General features: G+C 27.4%; 19 protein-coding genes. 10 read left to right on the top strand and 9 right to left on the bottom strand.

Annotation, left to right across the window (positions count from 1 at the left end):
* Nucleotides 1–22: 22 nt before the first annotated feature.
* The 6 genes from BLP60_RS01510 to BLP60_RS01485 form a co-directional block, all read right to left on the bottom strand.
* Complete coding sequence (locus tag BLP60_RS01510; RefSeq protein ID WP_092062304.1) at nt 23–712, bottom strand: MgtC/SapB family protein; 690 nt, start codon at nt 710–712, stop codon at nt 23–25.
* Nucleotides 713–719: 7 nt separating this feature from the next.
* A complete protein-coding gene (gene pyrR / locus BLP60_RS01505; protein WP_092062301.1) occupies nt 720–1,259 on the bottom strand; it encodes a bifunctional pyr operon transcriptional regulator/uracil phosphoribosyltransferase PyrR in 540 nt (179 codons plus the stop codon).
* A gap of 15 nt (nt 1,260–1,274) precedes the next feature.
* Nucleotides 1,275–2,081 carry an undecaprenyl-diphosphate phosphatase gene (locus tag BLP60_RS01500; protein ID WP_092062298.1) on the bottom strand — a complete coding sequence of 269 codons (807 nt, stop codon included), beginning with the start codon at nt 2,079–2,081 and terminating at the stop codon, nt 1,275–1,277.
* A gap of 3 nt (nt 2,082–2,084) precedes the next feature.
* Nucleotides 2,085–2,864, bottom strand: coding sequence for an amino acid ABC transporter ATP-binding protein (locus tag BLP60_RS01495; protein WP_092062295.1), 780 nt, complete (start codon nt 2,862–2,864; stop codon nt 2,085–2,087).
* Complete coding sequence (locus tag BLP60_RS01490) at nt 2,851–3,780, bottom strand: amino acid ABC transporter permease (protein ID WP_234970922.1); 930 nt, start codon at nt 3,778–3,780, stop codon at nt 2,851–2,853. The genes BLP60_RS01495 and BLP60_RS01490 overlap by 14 nt, the downstream gene beginning before the upstream one ends.
* Before the next feature lie 98 nt (nt 3,781–3,878).
* The gene (locus tag BLP60_RS01485) at nt 3,879–4,673 is read right to left on the bottom strand and encodes an amino acid ABC transporter substrate-binding protein (RefSeq protein WP_092062288.1); all 795 of its coding nucleotides are present in this window, start codon (nt 4,671–4,673) and stop codon (nt 3,879–3,881) included.
* Between the two features lie 107 nt (nt 4,674–4,780).
* Between BLP60_RS01485 and BLP60_RS01480 the strand changes: the two genes are divergently transcribed.
* From BLP60_RS01480 to BLP60_RS01470, 3 genes are read left to right on the top strand one after another with little or no spacing between them, the layout of a single operon-like run.
* On the top strand, nt 4,781–4,969 hold the full coding sequence (locus BLP60_RS01480; RefSeq protein WP_092062285.1) for a hypothetical protein: 189 nt from the start codon (nt 4,781–4,783) through the stop codon (nt 4,967–4,969).
* A gap of 1 nt (nt 4,970) precedes the next feature.
* Nucleotides 4,971–6,110: an LptF/LptG family permease gene (locus BLP60_RS01475; protein ID WP_092062282.1), complete on the top strand. Its 1,140-nt coding sequence runs from the start codon at nt 4,971–4,973 to the stop codon at nt 6,108–6,110.
* 7 nt (nt 6,111–6,117) lie between these two features.
* Nucleotides 6,118–7,194 (top strand): LptF/LptG family permease, encoded by a 1,077-nt coding sequence (locus BLP60_RS01470; RefSeq protein WP_092062279.1) that lies wholly within the window; start codon nt 6,118–6,120, stop codon nt 7,192–7,194.
* On the opposite strand, the gene yihA is transcribed toward BLP60_RS01470, so the two are convergent.
* Nucleotides 7,191–7,775, bottom strand: a complete 585-nt coding sequence (yihA, locus tag BLP60_RS01465; protein WP_092062276.1) for a ribosome biogenesis GTP-binding protein YihA/YsxC — start codon at nt 7,773–7,775, stop codon at nt 7,191–7,193. The genes BLP60_RS01470 and yihA overlap by 4 nt on opposite strands.
* Before the next feature lie 87 nt (nt 7,776–7,862).
* On the opposite strand from yihA, the gene BLP60_RS01460 reads away from it, so the two are divergent.
* The 5 genes from BLP60_RS01460 to BLP60_RS01440 are packed head-to-tail and all read left to right on the top strand — an operon-like array spanning nt 7,863 to nt 14,156.
* The gene (locus BLP60_RS01460) at nt 7,863–8,669 is read left to right on the top strand and encodes a hypothetical protein (protein WP_092062273.1); all 807 of its coding nucleotides are present in this window, start codon (nt 7,863–7,865) and stop codon (nt 8,667–8,669) included.
* A gap of 2 nt (nt 8,670–8,671) precedes the next feature.
* Entirely contained in the window at nt 8,672–9,121 is a 450-nt protein-coding gene (gene aroQ / locus BLP60_RS01455) for a type II 3-dehydroquinate dehydratase (protein WP_092062270.1), read from the top strand.
* Nucleotides 9,122–9,679 carry an elongation factor P gene (efp, locus tag BLP60_RS01450; protein WP_092062267.1) on the top strand — a complete coding sequence of 186 codons (558 nt, stop codon included), beginning with the start codon at nt 9,122–9,124 and terminating at the stop codon, nt 9,677–9,679.
* Nucleotides 9,680–9,692: 13 nt separating this feature from the next.
* Nucleotides 9,693–11,762 carry a DNA translocase FtsK gene (locus tag BLP60_RS01445; RefSeq protein ID WP_092062264.1) on the top strand — a complete coding sequence of 690 codons (2,070 nt, stop codon included), beginning with the start codon at nt 9,693–9,695 and terminating at the stop codon, nt 11,760–11,762.
* Between the two features lie 6 nt (nt 11,763–11,768).
* Nucleotides 11,769–14,156, top strand: a complete 2,388-nt coding sequence (locus BLP60_RS01440; RefSeq protein WP_092062262.1) for a DNA internalization-related competence protein ComEC/Rec2 — start codon at nt 11,769–11,771, stop codon at nt 14,154–14,156.
* Here the strand turns inward: BLP60_RS01440 and trpS are convergent.
* Nucleotides 14,153–15,139 (bottom strand): tryptophan--tRNA ligase, encoded by a 987-nt coding sequence (gene trpS, locus BLP60_RS01435; RefSeq protein ID WP_092062259.1) that lies wholly within the window; start codon nt 15,137–15,139, stop codon nt 14,153–14,155. The genes BLP60_RS01440 and trpS overlap by 4 nt on opposite strands.
* 14 nt (nt 15,140–15,153) lie before the next feature.
* On the bottom strand, nt 15,154–15,795 hold the full coding sequence (locus BLP60_RS01430) for a site-2 protease family protein (protein WP_092062256.1): 642 nt from the start codon (nt 15,793–15,795) through the stop codon (nt 15,154–15,156).
* Nucleotides 15,796–16,075: 280 nt separating this feature from the next.
* Here BLP60_RS01430 and BLP60_RS01425 point away from each other — a divergent pair, with 280 nt between their 5' ends.
* Nucleotides 16,076–16,822: a hypothetical protein gene (locus tag BLP60_RS01425; protein ID WP_092062253.1), complete on the top strand. Its 747-nt coding sequence runs from the start codon at nt 16,076–16,078 to the stop codon at nt 16,820–16,822.
* A gap of 16 nt (nt 16,823–16,838) precedes the next feature.
* A complete protein-coding gene (gene uvrC / locus BLP60_RS01420; protein ID WP_092062250.1) occupies nt 16,839–18,623 on the top strand; it encodes an excinuclease ABC subunit UvrC in 1,785 nt (594 codons plus the stop codon).
* The last annotated feature ends 17 nt before the right edge of the window (nt 18,624–18,640 follow it).

Below are 18,640 nucleotides of genomic sequence, written 5' to 3'. Positions count from 1 at the left end.
AATTATACCAGAAGGGGGAAAATTAACGAATATTTCCCCCTTCTGTCCAATTGACATAATCAATACTAGGTATAATTGTTAACTCGTCTAATAAATTCTTAGGTTCGATTTTTTGATGAGATGTAATATATATCTTATAGATCATTCTATTTTCTCCTTTTTTATAAGAAAAGTTAATAAATTTGACTTTAAAAGGGTAAGCAGAGAGTATTTCTTTAATATATTCTAAACTTTCATAATTACAAGTACATTCTATTACTAGTAAGGCAGAATATTGTTTGGGGATATGTCTTCTTATTTGACGCAGATAATAAAGAACAAAAAGGCTAAGAATTGTGGTAAGAGTGGCAGGGAAATAAAAACCTGCTCCTAAACTTAAACCAATAGCAGTAACTAGCCATAATCCAGCAGCAGTAGTTAATCCTTTAATCACGTTTTTGCCTTTTATTATTGCTCCTCCGCCTAAAAAACCTATACTAGCTATAGTATAAGAAGCAATACGTGCGGGGTCCATTCTGATTACTGAAGAAACAGTAAAATTATGGTATACTTCTGGAAGATAAAGAGAAAGATTCATTAATAAACATGCACCAATACATACTAAGATATTAGTTCTAAGGCCTGCTGGCTCCCCATGGTATTCTCGTTCAAAACCGATTAGGCCTCCATATATAAATGCAAGCCCTAGCTCATAACTCCAATGTAACCACATAAATTGATTATACCTCTTCTTCTAAAAGAACTTGTTCTTTTCCATCTTGAGGTAAGGTTAACACATGGACCTTTTCTTTTAGGGATGTGTTAATTTTTTTACCTATAAAATCTGGATGGATTGGTAAGTCTCTATGGCCTCGATCGATTAAGACAGCTAGTTTTATTTTATTAGGACGTCCAAAATCTAGAATAGCTTCTAAAGCTGCTCTGATTGTTCTTCCCGTAAATATAACATCATCGACTAAAATTATTTCTTTATTTTCTATATTAAAGGGAATATAAGACGCATTTACAAAAGGAGTATTATTTAAAGTAGTCCAATCATCTCTATAGAGGTTAATGTCCAAGCTTCCTATAGGAATATTTAAAGATGTTTTAGAGTCTAATATTGTTTTTAATTTAGTTGCGATATCGATTCCCCTTTTTTGGATTCCAATTAAAGCTAATTTAGAATTATCTTTTGTTTTTTCTAAGATTTCATAGGCCAGTCGTTCAATGATTTTCTCGATTTCTTTTTCTGTTAAAATAATTCTTTTTTTTGGCATAATGACATCCTATTTTTAAGTGATAAATAATAAAATAAGGGTTGCTACAATTAATCTATAGTAAGCAAACGGTTTTAAAGTTATTTTTTCCAATAGGTATATAAATCCTTTAATTGCATACCAGGCAGATATAAAAGATGTTATAAATCCTATTCCTAGGATAATAAAATCATTAATAGAAAATAAAGAATAATTTTTTAATAAATCGTAAAATGTTGCTGCAAACATAATTGGAACAGCTGCTAAAAAAGAATATTTAGCAGCCAATTTTCTTTGCATTCCTAAAAGCATGCCTCCTAAGATAGTTGCTGCAGATCTGGAAAATCCTGGCCATAGAGCAAGACATTGGAAGCATCCTACCAAAAAGGCATTTTTAGAAGTTATTTGATTTAAGTCAACTATCTTATGTTTAGGACAAAAGTGTTCTACAGTTAAGATGAATAAAGCTCCCACTCCTAATGCCCAAGCAACAGTATAGGGTGAAAATAAGTATTTTTTTATATAATGATGACTAAGTAATCCTAGAATTCCTCCAGGTAAAGTAGTTAAAAATAGTAACCATATTCCATACAATCCTTTAAATTTTTTTTGTTTTTTTTCTTGGGAAAAATTAGGAAAAAACAAATCAATAAAGGTATTTTTATATAAAAATATAACCGCTAAAATAGCACCCAGTTGAATAACAATGTCGAATGTCTCAGCTTTTGCTCCGTTAAAGTCAAGAAAGTGACCAGCAATAATCAGATGCCCGGTAGAAGAGATAGGTAAAAATTCAGTCAAACCTTCTATAATACCTAGGATAACAGCTTTTAAGTACAACATGTATTAATCCAATATTTTTTGCAAAAAGGTTTTAATTCTGCTGTTTGATGCTTTAGAAGAAAAAAATTCTTTACTCTTTGCTTCTACTAAGAAAGATCCATTTTCCATGAAAATTACTCTGTCAGCCATTTCCCTTGCAAATCCCATTTGATGAGTAACAATGATCATTGTCATTCCTTCTTGCGCTAACTTTTTAATAGCTTCAAATACTTCTCCCACTAATTCTGGGTCTAAGGCAGAAGTAGGCTCATCAAAAAGCATTAATTTGGGTTTCATTGCTAAAGCTCTTGCAATTGCTACTCTTTGCTTTTGACCACCTGAAAGACAAGCAGGGTAAACATTTTTTTTATCTAAAAGTCCCATTTTGGCAAGCATATCCAAGGCTATGGCTTTAGCTTCTTCTTTTGTTTTTTTGCGTACAGTTTTGGGTCCTTCCATTACATTTTCTAGAACTGTCATATGGGGAAATAAATGAAAATGTTGGAAGACCATTCCTATTTCTGCCCTAAGAGCACATATTTTTTTAGGTTTATCAAGAATACGTTTACCTTTTTTATAGATATAACCAACTTCTTTTCCTTCAAAGAAAATTTGTCCCTTATCTATTTGTTCTAAAAAATTTATTGTTCGTAATAGAGTTGACTTGCCTGAACCAGAAGGCCCAATAATAGCCAATTTCTCTCCTTTATATAATTTTAAATTAACATTGTTAATGGCTACAATATCACCAAACTTTTTATATATATTTTTCAATTCAATTAAAGGGATTTTATCTTTTTTCATATGCTCCAACTTTTCTTTCTATTTTTTCAAATGTAAGTGTAAATATTGTTGTTAAAAGGAGGTAAATAATACCAGCTAAAATCAATATTTTTACATCAAAATAGGTATTAAATAACTGGTCTGCTGAACGCATCAATTCTACCATAGCAATAGTGGAGACTAAAGCAGTATCTTTTATTAAGGCTATAAATTCGTTTCCTATAGGAGGCATGATGCGTTTGTAAGTTTGAGGAATAATTATTCTTCTCATTGCTTGAGAGTATGTCATACCTAAAGCCTTGGCTGCTTCCATTTGTCCAGCATCAATGCTTTGGATTCCTGCTCTTATTATTTCTGCAAGATAAGCTGAGTAATTTAAACCTAGCCCCCAAAAGGCTGCAGTTAATGGTTTTAGGGTTATACCTAAAGCTGGAAGACCATAATAAATAAAGAAAAGTTGTAATAATAAAGGTGTTCCTCTAAAAAGCCAGATAATAAACCAGCAAGTTATATTTAAAGGATAAAACTTACTTATTCTACCTAAAGCAATAATAAGACCTCCAAATGGAGAAACAAGCATAGTAAATAATACTAAAATTAAGGTCATTAAAGTCCCCTTTAAAAGGGCTGGTAAATATTTATATGTATCTCTAAAGAAATTTATAATGACCGGAGTGCTTAGTTCATCTATGGTTTTTAATAATTGATTTGCTTCTTTGTTTTTAGGAAAGTATCTTAATATAGATAGGCATTCTTTTTTTGCTAGTTTATAATTTTGTTGATTATAGTAAAGACGAGCAAGTAATAATCTTGCCTTTAAAAAGTCAGGGTTTTTTTTATTTTGAATAAAAGGGGGAATTTGATGGAGTATATTTTCTGCTTTTTGTAGATTACCTAGTGTTAGTGCTTGTTCTCCTTGCTTGTATAAATTAGCCAATACCTGTTGGTGGTTAAAGCATATTGAAAACAGAAAACAAAAGAACAGGGTCTTAAAGACCCTGTTCTTTAATTTGGTATTTATTTTTTTTGTATTCATTACCATTTTTTAGGATTAGTTATGTCTTCTCCAAACCATTTAACAGAAATTTTTGCCATTGTGCCATCTGCTACCATTTTATCTATTTCAGATTGGATTACTTTTAAAAGTTCTTTATCTTCTTTTCTAAAAGCAACGCCAAAAGGTTCTTTGGTAATAAATCCTGGTAAAATTTTATATTTTCCTGGTCTAACAGATATATAATATCTTCCTGCCACGTTATCTACTACCATAGCATCAAGTCGTCCTGCTTCTAAATCTAAAAACGCTTTTGGATTAGAATCATATTCTCTTATCTCTTGAGGGGATACAGGAAGTTTTTTTACAGCTTCAACAGCAGAAGATCCTTTTTGAACTCCGATAATAGCACTCTTTAAATCTTTAAAAGTTTTTATTTTATTTTCATTAAAACGCACCACTACTACTTGACCATCCATAATGTATGGTTTGGTAAAATTAACTTTTTTAGCTCGTTCAGGGGTTATGGTCATTCCATTCCAGATACAATCAAATTTTTTAGCATAAAGAGAATGGATAACTCCATCCCAAGCAGTTGGTTGCCATTTTATTTTAATTCCAAGACGTTTACCTAAAGTCTCGGCAGCCTCAATATCAAAACCAGTTAAAGTTCCATCTGCTTTTCTAAAGCCCATAGGTGGGAAGGCATCGTCTAGACCAATAACTAGGATTCCTTTAGATTTTACTCTTTCCCATGAGTTGTCTTTAGCATAGCTAGTTGAAATTAATGATAAAAAAAGCACAGAAAATAAAAAGCTTGCCAATAAGCGTTTCACTGACTAACCTCCTTTTGAATTTTTTAAGAGTTAATAATTTGGTGTTTTTGACCTGAATTCTCTTAAGCTAAGTAAGTCAAAGTTGCAAGATAAAAGAGGGGGATAGAATGAGTACAATTATGGATAATAAAAAATTAGAGCAGGCAATTAAATGGATAGATGAGTCTCTTCAAGAAGGTAAAAATTTATCCCAACTATTACAAGAAGTTGGTATGAGATTTAATTTAGGACCAAAAGAGACAGCCTTTTTAGAAAGATTTTTTAAATCCAATAGTAAGGATATGCAAACAAAATAAAATGACGATCTTAAATCGGTATTTAGCTAAAGAAATAGGATTAGGTTTTTTTATTTGTTTGTTTTCTTTTCTTATTTTTTTATTGATTGGCAAATTATTACATCTAAAAGATTTTTTTTTAGGACAAAATATTTCTTTGAAAGATATTGGAGAACTTTTTCTTTATTTAGCCCCTTCCTTTCTTATTATTTTAGTACCAGCTTCTTGCATGATTAGCGTATTTCTAGTTTTTTTAAAGATGAGTTCAGAAAGAGAACTTCTTGCGTTAAAGACTTCTGGCATGAGCTATAAGCACTTTTTTTTCTTCCCCCTTGGTTTTTCTTTTTTATGTGTTCTTTTTTCTTTATATACTTCATTTTTTTTAATTCCTAAGGGAATAGAGATGTTTAGAGAGAAATGTATTAGTATTTTACAATCAAAAACCCAAATTTCTTTACAGCCAGGTATATTTATTTCTAATTTTCCAGGTATAACTATTTATTTTAAAGATATAGATCGTGCTAACAACATAATGAAAAATATTTTTATTGTTTACAAAGATAGCAAAGATAATAGAGTTATTTTGTCTAGTAAAGGAAAGATTCAATTTAATAAAAATGATAATTTAGCTATCATAGATTTAAGTGATGGGAATATATATAATTTATCACAAAAAGAGTGTTATATAATTAAATTTAATTCCTATAAAATTGGTATAGATTTGAAGAACATGTTTTATGGAATAAAATTAGATAATAAAAAACCAAAAGAAATGTATTTTTCAGAAATAAAAAATACTATAAAAAATAGTAAAGATAGCAAAATAATTAGAGTAGCTAAAATGGAATTACAAAGAAGGATAGCATTGCCCTTTTCTTGTTTGATATTAGTATTTTTTACCCTGCCTTTTGCCTTTAACTTATCTGGAATTAAGCAACAATTTGGTGTTATATTTTGTCTATTATTTTTTATAATTTATTACTCTTTATATTTATTGTTTTATTCTTTTGGAGAAACAGGGAAAATTTCCCCTAATTTATCTATGTGGATGCCAAATATAATTTTTTTGATTTTATCAATTTTAAATTATCAAGTGAATTTAGTTGATTCAAAATTGTATTATTGGTTACAAAATAGAAAATTTTTAAGAGTTGATTCATAAATTTATTATGAGAGTTTTAACAAAATATATATTTAAAAATCTTTCTTTATTACTTTTTAATTTTTTTATAGCAGGAATATCAATTTATTTATTATTTGATTTTCTAGATAGGGTTGATGAGTTTATAGAAAAAAAGGTCGTTATTAAAACTATTATTGTCTATTTTTTGTGGAAAATACCTCTAATAATATCCCAAATATCTCCAGGAATATTTTTTTTATCTATCATTTTATTTCTATCACTTGTTTACAATAGAAATGAAATGGTTGCGTTGATGTCAGGTGGTATAGAATATAAAAAATTAGTTTTTATTATATTTTCAATTTCTTTAATATTTATGTTTACTCATTTTTTTATTATTCAAGAATTAGGTAGTTATGGTTTATTTGAAACTGCTAAGATTTGGAAAAAAGAAGTTAGAAATAAGCATTTAGTAAAACAAGAAATATTTAATTCTTGGGTTAAAGATAAAAACAAAATTATTTATTTTAATAAATATAATTTAAAGAAAAAGAAAGGTAATAACATTATTTGCTATGTTGTAGATCTAGAAAGACAAAAAGTTTTAAAACTTTATTATGCAACAAATTTTTTATATTTAAAAAATAAAAAAAGAATTATTTTATTAAATGGGATTAGCATTTCTCCAAATAAGTTTTTAAATTCTAAATATAATAAATTAGAGTTAAAAGCACACTTGGACTTAGAATCTATTGCTACTTTAAAATCAGATTTTCCTAAGGAAGCTCTTTCTGTGTGGAAATTAAAAGGTATTTTAGCACATTTTAAAAAGAACGGTAGCAATATTACAGGTATTTTAACTACATTATATAGCAAATTTTCTTATTCTTTTTCTATCCTTATTTTATCTTTTTTAAGTTCAATTATTGTTTTTTTTGTAAAAAATATCTATAAAAGCTTTTTTATTGGCTTAATTTGTATATTTATCTATTATGCCTTGTTTGTAACAGGAATTTCTTTTGCTGAGGAAGGGATATTATCTCCTTTTATAGGAGCATGGTTGGCAAATTTATTATTTTTAGGTGTATGTATATCGTTTTTTCCAATAATTTTAAAAAATTAATTTTTGCCTAGATCTATTAATTTTTGCCATAATTTATTTTTCCCTTTTCCTGTTTTACTAGAGAAAAGTATTAGGTCTTTAGGATCTGTATTAAGAATAGGTAGCCAGTTTTTCACTTGGCGCGATATTTCTTTTTGGGTACATTTATCAATTTTTGTTAGTACTGGAACAATTTTTATGTTTTCTTGTTCTAGGAAAGAAATTAATTCTAAGTCTAGTTTTTGGGGGCTTAGTCTAGAATCAAGTAAGATGATTATTGCTTTTAAATAGGGGTTGTTATTTAAGTAATGGTAGATAAGGTTTGCCCATTTTTCTCTTTCTTTTTTAGAACATTTTGCATAGCCATATCCAGGCAAATCAACTAAATAAAATTTTTCTGGAAGAATTAGATAAAAATTAAGACTGCGAGTTTTACCAGGAGAAGAGCTTGTCTTAGCAAGTTTTTTTTGTCCTGCTAAGCAGTTGATTAAAGATGATTTGCCTACATTAGAACGACCTGCTATGGCTATTTGAGAAAGGGGTTCACATTTTAATTGCTCTAGGGTATAAATAGTTTTAATTAATTTTAATTCTCTTTTCATGCGGAAAAGTCTAGAATTTTTTTTTGAAAAAGTATAGAGTTTAATACGAACTGAATTTGTTTATAATATTAAAAAAGGAGTTAAGAAATGAGAAGATTATTTTTATTTTTAGTAAGTTTGTTTTTGTTGATTGGAAGTGGTTGTGCTTCTAAGCCTAAAATAAAAAAAGAACTTATTTTTAAACCTCAAAATGCTCTACAAAAAGTTTCCAAGTCTATTAAAGTAAAGGTAAAGATAAGTAAAAAAGAATATCAAGAGCAAGGAAAAGATATTTTATGGCAAAAGGCTTTAAAAAAAGGCTTAGTAGCAATAAATAGGCAAATATTAAAAGAACAGCTTATTGTGAGACCTACAAATATTGGTCTTAATCCTGAACAAATTCTTTTTTCTAAATCTGGAGACTTAAATCCTATTTATAATTCTTACTCTAATGAATATATTCAAAACTTTGAAATTAATGTAGAATTAATTCCTGACTTTGTGTTGGCAGGCAGAGTAATTAGTTTAAAAGAAAATAGTTATACGATTGGTGAATATGAATTTTGTTATATAGGTATTTATCACCCGTTGGCTTTACAGAAGAATTATTTTTTTATTGGTAAGTTTTCTCCTCAAGAAGATATAGTAAGGATCGTGGGTGTGGGTAGAATTGTTCAGGCTATCCCAGAAAGTAATGTAGGAAAAGATAAAGATAAGGGATATAAGTTGTTAGTTCAAGGAGAGCTTTATGAAGTTCAAGAAGAAATTGAAAAAGGCGATTTGATTTTCTTGCCAATTATTAAAGTCCGGGCTATTAATGAGCCAGTAGTTGGATCAACGACTTCTCAGCAAGAAGAGATTGTAGTAGAACCAAAATACTTAGAAGAACCAAATTTACCTAAGGAATCTAAATAAAGGTGAAAATAGCAATTATAAATGGTCCTAATTTAAAATTTATTGGACAAAGAGAGACAAATATATATGGTAAGCATTCTTTAAAAGACTTAAGAAAATATATTCTTGCTAATATACATAATGTTAAGGATTTAGAATTAGATATATATCAATCTAATTCAGAAGGTAAGTTAATAGATTATATTGAGGAGTTTTGGATAAATAAAGGAAATGGTATAGTTATAAATGCTGGAGCTTATACTCATACGAGTATTGCATTAGCTGATTGTTTAAAATGGATAAATATACCTTATATAGAGGTTCATTTAAGTAATGTATATGCAAGAGAGTCTTTTAGACATAAAAGTTTTATTGCTAAAAATGCTGTTGGTGTGATTTGTGGATTTGGAATTGATAGTTATGTGTTAGGGGTGGAAGCCCTAATAAAGAAAATTAAGGTTAGAGGAGGTTAAATGCTTTCTACAACAGATTTTAGAAGGGGATTAAAAATAGAGATAGAAGGGACCCCTTATGAAATTTTGGAGTTTTTACATGTAAAGCCAGGGAAAGGTGGAGCATTTGTTAGAACAAAATTAAAAAATTTACTCACAGGTAGTATAATTGATGAAACTTTTCGAGCTGGAGAGAAGTTTGATAAACCAGATTTAGAAACTAGAAGTTATCAATATCTTTATAAAGAAGATAATGGCTTTGTGTTTATGGATATGACTACTTATGAACAGATAAATGTAAGTAAAGATACTTTTGGAGATAAAGTAGGTTTTTTAAAAGAGGGAGAAGAAGTAAAAGCTCTTGTTTATAAAAACCAACCTATTGATTTGGATTTACCTGCTTCAGTAATTTTAGAGGTTGTGGAAACAGAACCAGGAGTAAAGGGTGATACTGTGTCCGGTGCTACTAAGCCTGCAAAATTAGAAACTGGCTTAGTAATTCAAGTGCCTTTATTTATTTCTGAAGGAGATAAAGTAAAAGTTGATACTAGAAGTGGTGAATATATTGGTAGGGAATAAGAGGTAATAATCATTGGGAGAAAAAAAGCTTTTTAAGGAAGCAGGGGTTATTTTTTTAATTGCATTTACAATTCTGTTAGTTATAAGTTTACTCACTTATTCTCCAAAAGATCCTTCTTTTACTTCTTCTGGCTTTATTAATTTAAAAGTTAATAATAAAGCAGGCTTAGTTGGGGCATATCTGGCAGGCCTGCTTTTTGATTTATTTGGTTTGGGAGCTTTTATTTTTGTTCCTATTCTATTTTTTTTAATTTTTTTAATTTTAAAAGGTCATAAATATTTTTATACTTGGCGCTGGATTAGTTTAATTTGTCTTTGTTTTTGTATTTTTACCTGGCTTTGTTATCCTTATTTAAAAACATTTTCTTTTCACTCTATTTCTGGGGGGGGATTTATAGGGCAGTATTTATACTATTTTTTAAATCATTACCTAAAGTTTTGGGGCGGAATTATAATTTTATCTACTTTTACTATCGTTAGTGTGCAATGTACTTTTAACTTCTCGTGGTTAAGTTTATTTAAAAAATTAGTTCCAACTGAAGAAAATGGAGATAATTTTATTCCCCAAAATTTACCAAAATCCAAAAGTTTATCTAAAATTAAAACAGTTAAAAAGAAAGTAAAACAAGATATTATTGAGTCTAAAGTAAATAAAGAGCAAAAATATCTTGTTAATAGTAATTTAAAGCTACCAGATATTAATTTACTAAAAGATGTTCCAAAGCAAAAATCTTCTTTTTCTTCTGAACATTTAAAAGACTTATCTCAAAAAGTACAACAGTGTTTAGAACATTTTGGAATTCAAGGAGAAGTAGAAAAGGTTACTCCTGGGCCAGTGGTAAGTATGTTAGAGTTTAAACCTGCTCCAGGTATAAAAGTAAGTAGAATAGCAAATTTAAGTGATGACTTAGCCTTAAATTTAAAATCTTCTAGAGTGAGAATTATAGCTCCTTTACCTAAAAAAGATACTGTAGGTATAGAAATTCCTAATCCTACACGAGAGTATGTGTATTTAAAAGAAATTTTGGCAAGCAAGGTCTTTGATATAAAAAGCAATGCTTTGCCCTTAGCCTTGGGTAAAGATATTCAAGGCCGTCCAATAGTAGTCGATTTAGCTAAAATGCCCCACCTTTTAGTTGCAGGTGCTACAGGAGCTGGAAAAAGTGTTTGTTTAAACTCTTTTTTGCTTAGCTTATTATTTGCTCATCCACCGAAAAGTTTAAGATTATTGCTTATAGATCCTAAAAGGATAGAGCTTTCTGTATACAATAATTTACCTCATTTGGTACATCCAGTAGTTACAGAATCAGGTTTGGCTAAAGTAGCGTTAGAATGGGCTGTTGCAGAAATGGAACAAAGATATGAATTAATGGCTCAATTAGGCGTTAGAAATATTCAAACTTACAATCAAAAAGTAGAGCAAGAAGATGCTGAATTACCGTATCTTGTTGTTATAATTGATGAAATGGCTGACTTAATGTTGACTGGGGGAAAAGAAGTAGAAACCAGTATTGTACGGTTAGCTCAGTTGGCTAGAGCTGCAGGAATCCATATTATTTTAGCTACACAGAGACCTTCTGTTGATGTAGTAACAGGTATTATTAAAGCAAATTTTCCTGCTAGAATAGCATTTCAGGTTAGTTCTAAACACGATTCGCGTACTATTTTAGATAGTAATGGGGCTGAATATCTTTTAGGAATGGGAGATATGTTATTTAAATCTAGTGGTGGAGAGTTGAAGAGGGTGCATGGAGCGTACGTTGGAGAAGAAGATATTGGTAGGATAGTAGAATTTTGGCAGAAAAAACAACCTACTCAATATTTAATTGATTTTCAAAATTGGAAAACAGCTCAAACAGAAACTGAATTGGAAAATGGTAGAAATGATATCATAGATGATCCTAAATATTCAGAGGCAGTAAAATATGCTATAGAAAATGGAAAAGTTTCGATTTCTTTAATTCAAAGAAGATTTAGAATTGGATTTAATAAAGCTGCTCTTTTTATTGAACAAATGGAAAAAGATGGGATTATAGGTCCTCAAGAAGGTAGTAAACCTAGACGGGTATTAATTAGTAAATAAGTTGTTTTGAATAAAGTAAGTCTTTTTTTATGGCAAAAATGTCTTTTGTTTTTTGTTCTTGGGATCCTTACCTTTAGATTTCCTTTCTATGGTTCTATTTTATTTTTAGCTTTATTTTTTATATTTTTTCAACAAAATAAAACAAAATTATTTTTTTGTTTTTCATTAAGTTATATTAGTGGTATTTTTTACTTATATTATAGGTTACCATCATTTTGTATAGAAAAAGATTTAAGTTTCTTTAAAAGTAAAATATATGTAGAGGGCTGTATTGAAAATATATTATTTCTTCCAAACAGCTATAGTAGAATAATTTTAGATAATTTAAAATTTAATAAGAATCCAGTTGGTCATAATTTAGTTATTAATTTAAATTATCAATTAAAACAATTAGATATAGGAGATAAAATAAGGGGAGTATTTAAGGTTAAACCAATAACTGGATTAAAAAATAAAGGTTATTTTGGTTATAGTTTTTATTGGTTAAAGAAAAATATATTTTTTAAGACATATCAATACAATAAAAAAAATTTTGTAATAGAAAAAACTCGAAGTAATTCGTGGAAATATTTTGCTTTTAAAGGTTGGAAAAAGGTTAAAAATCGTATTTTGAAGATTTTTTCTACCTTGAGGCAATATAGTAATGAAGCAAAAGCGTTATCTTTAATATTTCTTTTAAATGATAAATCTTATTTAAATTTTAATTTGATAGAAATATTTAGAAAAGGGGGGTTGTCTCACAGTTTAGCTTTATCAGGACTTCATTTAAGTGTTATCCTATTATTAGGCTTTGTCTTAAGTTGGATTATATTTTACATTTTTCCCAATACTGGCTTATTTATACCTAGAATAAAGTTAGGTATAATTTTCTCTATTTTATTTTCTATTTTTTATTTATTTCTTGCTCGCTATCCGATCTCTCTTGTGAGGGCAGAAATAATGTTTTTTTGTTGGGGATTATTATTTTTATTCAATAAAAAAAATTTTTTTCTTGATGGTTATTTTTTAGCTCTTTTTTTTATTTTAATTTATTCTCCCCAGTCATTATTTGATATATCTTTTCAGTTTTCTTTTTTAGCTGTTATTGGTATATATTTATTTTATACTTTTTATATATCGAAATTAAATATTAAGTTTAAATTAGCAAGGTATATATTTTATATATTTATTTCAACTGTTGCTGCAAATTTGTTCATTTTGCCATTACAAGTATATTATTTTAATCAAATCTATTTATCTTTATGGGTTAATATTATTTGGATCCCATGGTTATCGTTTATAATTATTCCAAGTGGATTTTTGGGATTAATTTTTTCATTTTTCCCTTATATTTCTAAAATATTTTTTCACATAATGCTTTTAAATTTGGATAAATTTTTAATTTTTTTACATTATTTAAATAAGAACGATTTATTAAAAATTGTTTTATCATTTAGACCAAATGGATATTTAATTATTTTATATTATATAATGCTTTCTCTGTTGTTTATTAAAAAACAGAGATATAAAATTTATGTCCTATTAATATCTTTTTCTATTTTTGTGGTTATAATTTTTAAATTGGAAAACAAATTTTATTCTAAATTAGTTATTTATGATGTTGGTCAAGGTCAATCGATTCTTTATGAAAGAAAAGGAAAAAGGGTTTTGATTGATGGTGGAGGGAGTTTTAATCAAAATTATGATTTTGGAAGAAAGATTTTATCAAAAATATTAACTTATCAAAAGAGACCTTTTTTAAATTTTGTTTTTTTAACTCATCCAGATATAGATCACTTGAGAGGACTTTATTATATATTAAATAATTTTAAATATAAGAAATTTTATTTTAATGGAAGTTTGCCAGCATCTTCTTATGATAAAAAGATTTTTAAAATGATTTTAAATAAAGTAGAGTATCAAATATTATATAAAGATAACCTTATAAAAATCAGTGATGATGATTATATTAGGATTTTACATCCACCTGTGGATTATCATTTCAAAAGTAAAAATAACAATTCTCTTGTATTACAAGTAGTAGAAAATGGGAAAAATAACTATTTAATATGTGGAGATATAGAAAAAGACGGATTAAAGTATTTAGCATCCCGTGTAGAGAATTTAAAATCAAAAGTGCTAATTATACCACATCATGGTAGTAAAACAGCATTTTATCCTTTATTTTATCAAAAAGTTAATCCTGAGATTGTAGTAGTTAGTTGTGGTTTTTTAAACCATTTTAATTTTCCTGATAAAACTATTTTAACCTATTTTCAAAGTAAAAATATTCCTCTCTATACTACAGCTAATTTAGGACAAATAGATATTATCAATTTAAATAATAAAAAAATTAAAGTAGTTTTTGATTCTAAAATAAAACAACAATTGACCTACTTTTGTATCAATAATTAAAAGAAATTTAAATTTTTTCTAACCAATAACATAGTTTTTTCAGCCTCTTCTTGTGCTTTTTTATTTCCTTTGTTTAATATTTCTTCAACTAAAGATTTATCTTTATCTATTTGTTTTCTTTTTTCATGAATAGGTATGAGAAATTTTTCTAAATTTGTAAGTAATATTTTTTTACAATCAACACATCCCCATTTTGCTTGAGTACAGTTTAATTTTATTTCCTCTCGTATTTCTTTAGGAGTAAGGAGTTTGTGGTAAGGATATAAATTACATTTATTAGGATCTCCTGGATCAGTTTTTCGTTTTCTATTGGTATCGGTAAGCATAGACATTATCTTTTTTTGGACAGAATTCATATCTTCGTTTAAAAGAATAGCATTGCCATAACTTTTACTCATTTTACGACCATCTAGTCCAGGAAGACGTGATGCTTCTGTTAATTTAGCTTGTGGTTCAGGAAAGGTGTTTCCATATAAAAAGTTAAATCTTCTCGCAATTTCTCTAGTAAGTTCAAGATGAGGTAATTGATCGTCTCCTACAGGCACATATTGTGGCCTGTAAATTAAAATATCAGAAGCCATAAGAACAGGATATCCTAAAAAGCCATAGGTATTTAAATCTTTTGCAACTAGTTCTTGTTTTACTTCTTTATAAGTTGGATTTCTTTCTAACCAACCTAAAGGGGTAAGCATTGATAAGATAAGGTGTAATTCCGCATGTTGTTTTACTTGTGATTGTAAGAATATGATGCATTTTTCTGGGTTTAATCCTACAGAAAACCAATCTTTTATCAACTCGGTAATAAAAGTTTTTATTTTTTGAGGATTATTATATTCACTTGTTAAGGCATGCCAGTCTGCTACAAAAAAATAACATTCATATTCATTTTGAAAGTTTATCCAGTTTCGTAAAACACCAAAGTAATGTCCTAAATGTAATGGTCCTGTGGGTCTCATTCCAGAAACAATTTTGTCCTTAGTCATACAAAATTACTCCTTTAACTTAGAATATATTTATAGATAATGTTTAAAGTATTTTCTAAAAAACCATTTAAAAGGCCAGTAAATACAAATAAGAGAATAATAAAAAACCCGTATTTTTCTAATCCTAAATATTTAGGTAGCCAAGAAGAGGGTAGAAAATAAGCTACAACTTTACTTCCATCAAGAGGAGGAATAGGGATAAGATTAAAAACTCCTAAAATAATATTTACGATTACTCCTGCAGCAGATATTTGATAAACAGGATATACTATATATACTTGTCCAAAAGATATTCCAAATGGATTAAAAAAAATACTAAGTTTAAAAATAAGCCAGAAAACAAGAGCTAAAAAGAAGTTTACTAAAGGTCCTGCTATGGAGACTAGTAAAAGTCCTTGTTTTAAATTTTTAAAATAGTTAGGATTTATAGGTACTGGTTTAGCCCAGCCAATGGTTCTTGTTACTATAAGAACTAGAAGGCCTATAGGATCTAAGTGTTTAAGTGGATTTAAGGTCAAACGCCCAGCATTTTTAGCTGTGGGATCACCTAAAAGATAAGCTACATATCCATGGCCAACTTCGTGAAGAGTGATACCTAAAATTAGTGGAAAAATAAAAATAGATAGCTCTCGTAAACTAGAATAAAGTGATTCCATAATTAGTAAAGATTAACAGTTAGTTTTAAAAGGTGCAAGTAAATTATAAACGATCACAGGGGATATTGGCTAGATGTTCTTCTAAAATATCTGATATTGTATTTTTAGAAATATCAAAGTATTTATTGCAGACCTTGCAATAAAGATATATTTTTTTTCAAGATGGTTTTAGTTTTAAAACATTTTTGCAATAAGGACAAAATGGTGGTAGCTTCTTTTTTTTAGTTTTATTGGACATGTAATCTATTTTTATCCAAAATGGTTAAGTTGGCAAGAAAAAATGAGTACCAATACAGAAGATTTAAATAAAGAACTTATTTTTGGCATATTAAAAGACTCTGCAGATAATTTTTTTGGAAGAAGGAGTCGTTTAGAAACGGAAATAGAATTTATTAAAAATAAAATAGAAGAATTAAAATTAAAAGCAAAACAAATAGAAGATGTTAAAAATATTATTCAATTAATGGTAATAACTCAAGAAAATTGGATGAAATTTTCTGATATTTTAGGGGTAGATCTAGGTTCTTTTAATGTAGAAATAAAAAAAATATCAGCCTGTCCTTTTTCTTTATTTTTAAAATCAAAATATAAAAAATGTTTTTTTTATTATTATAATGTATTGTTTAAAAAGATAGAAATATATAAATATGGTGAAGAAATATATGATAAAGAAAAAAAAATAAAAAAGATATCATTTAACTATTATCTATTAATTAAAATTATAAAACAGATTAATAAAAAAATTGATGAAATAAATACATATTATTCTCCAAGTAAATTTTTACAATTTTCTAAAGAAATTTCTTCATCTATTACATCTTTAGACAAAAGTAATGTAACTGGTTCAATGTTTGTTTATGATATAGATAATGATTTTAAATTTAATAAATTAAGTTTATCGGAGTTTGAATTAAAGGAATATCCAGATATTCCTTCTCTAAATAAAAAATTGATCAAGAAAATTAATTCCTTATTGAACATAATTTATAGAGATCATAGAAAAAAAATTCAAAGTTTATTCAAATAGATGTTTCGTATTTATCATGAACAAGTTAACATGTAATGTCCCAAAAGAACCCGGTGTTTATTTAATGAAAGATGAAAATGATAGGATTATTTATGTAGGAAAGGCAAAAAATTTATATAAAAGAATAAGTAGCTATTTTAGAAGTCAGAATGATTTAAAAGTCAAAAAGATGGTGTCTAAAGTAAAAAATATAGATTTTATTATCACTAATTCAGAAAAAGAAGCATTGATTTTAGAATCTAATTTAATAAAAAAATATAAACCAAAATATAATGTTTATTTTAGAGATGATAAACAGTATTTGTTATTTGTTTTAAATAAAAAAGAAAAATATCCATCTTTAAAAATTTCGAGAAGATTTTCCAAAGATGATATTGTATTTGGACCTTTTACTTCTGCATATAAAGCTAGAGAGACAATGAGGATTATTAATAAAATTTTTAAATTAAAAAAATGTAATAATAAAAATTTTAAAAATAGAGTTCGTCCTTGTCTTCAGTATCATTTACAACGTTGTTTTGCTCCATGTTGTTATAAGGTAGATGAAAAAAAATATTGGGAAGAAGTGAGAAAAGTTGAACTTTTTTTAAAAGGAGAAAAAAGAGATTTAATAAGTTTATTAGAAAAACAAATGTGGAATTATGCTAATAATTTTGATTTTGAAAGGGCTGCTTTGTTACGTGATCAAATTCAGGCTATTTCTAGTAGTTTGGAAAAACAAGTGGTAGTTTATTTTAAAAACGAATCTATAGATGTTTTTTATTTAAAAATACATAAAGAAAATATATACTTGAGTATATTATATGTTAGAGAGGGAAGAGTTATAGATAAAGATAACTTTAATTTTTCTAATATCATTTTAAAAGATAAAAATGAACTGTGGTTTTTTATTTTAAGCCAATTTTATTTATTTAAACAACAGTTACCTGCAAAAATAGTTGTTTCAGAACATATAGATAGTAAAAATATTGTTAATTTTTTTAAATATAAATTTAATAAAGATGTAAAAATTATGTTACCTAAAAATAAAGATATCTTATCGTTATTAGATATTGCTAAAAAAAATATTTATTTCAATTTTAAACAAAAAATTAAGTTATATGATTGTGATTTACTAAACTTTATTTTTGCAGATAAAAAGATATATAGCATAGAAGCTATAGATATTTCTCATTTTTATGGTCAATATACATATTTAGCTTCTATTGTTTTTAAAGGTAATAAGTTTATTAGAGATGAATATAGATTGTTTAAATTTGATAATATAAATGGAAATGATTTTCTACCATATAAGCTTTTTTTACAAAAAAAGAAAGAAAAAAAAACATGGCCAGATTTATTTTTAATCGATGGGGGAAAAGGGCATCTGCAATATTTTTTAAAGGTACTTAAAGAAATACAAGCTCCTAAGGATATTGAAGTATTAGCTATTGCTAAAGGTTCAAGTAGAAGATTAGGTAATTTAGATGATAAAATTTATTCTAAATATGAGCAGGACCATCTTGAATTAAAAAATGATTTATTATTGTTTTTACAAAGCCTAAGGGATGAAGCTCATAGATTTGTTTTGCAAGCTCAAACTAAAAAATATTCCAAAGAGAAAATTGACGATATCCTTTTGAAAGTAAAAGGAATAGGGCCCAATACTGCTTTAAATTTATGGCAGAAATTTAAAACATTAGAAAATATTTTAAATGCTAGTCCGCAAGATTTACAAAAAGTAAACGGTATTGGGCCTCAAAAGGCACTTTATTTTTATAAACAATTTAATAAAGTAAAAAGTTGTCTTTATAAATCTTAATGTATTTAAGGTATTAT

This window comes from Desulfonauticus submarinus (genome assembly GCF_900104045.1).
Classification (GTDB): Bacteria; Desulfobacterota; Desulfovibrionia; order Desulfovibrionales; family Desulfonatronovibrionaceae; genus Desulfonauticus; species Desulfonauticus submarinus.
Note: the sequence above shows the minus strand (reverse complement) of the source record. Positions and strands in the feature narration are given on the sequence as shown.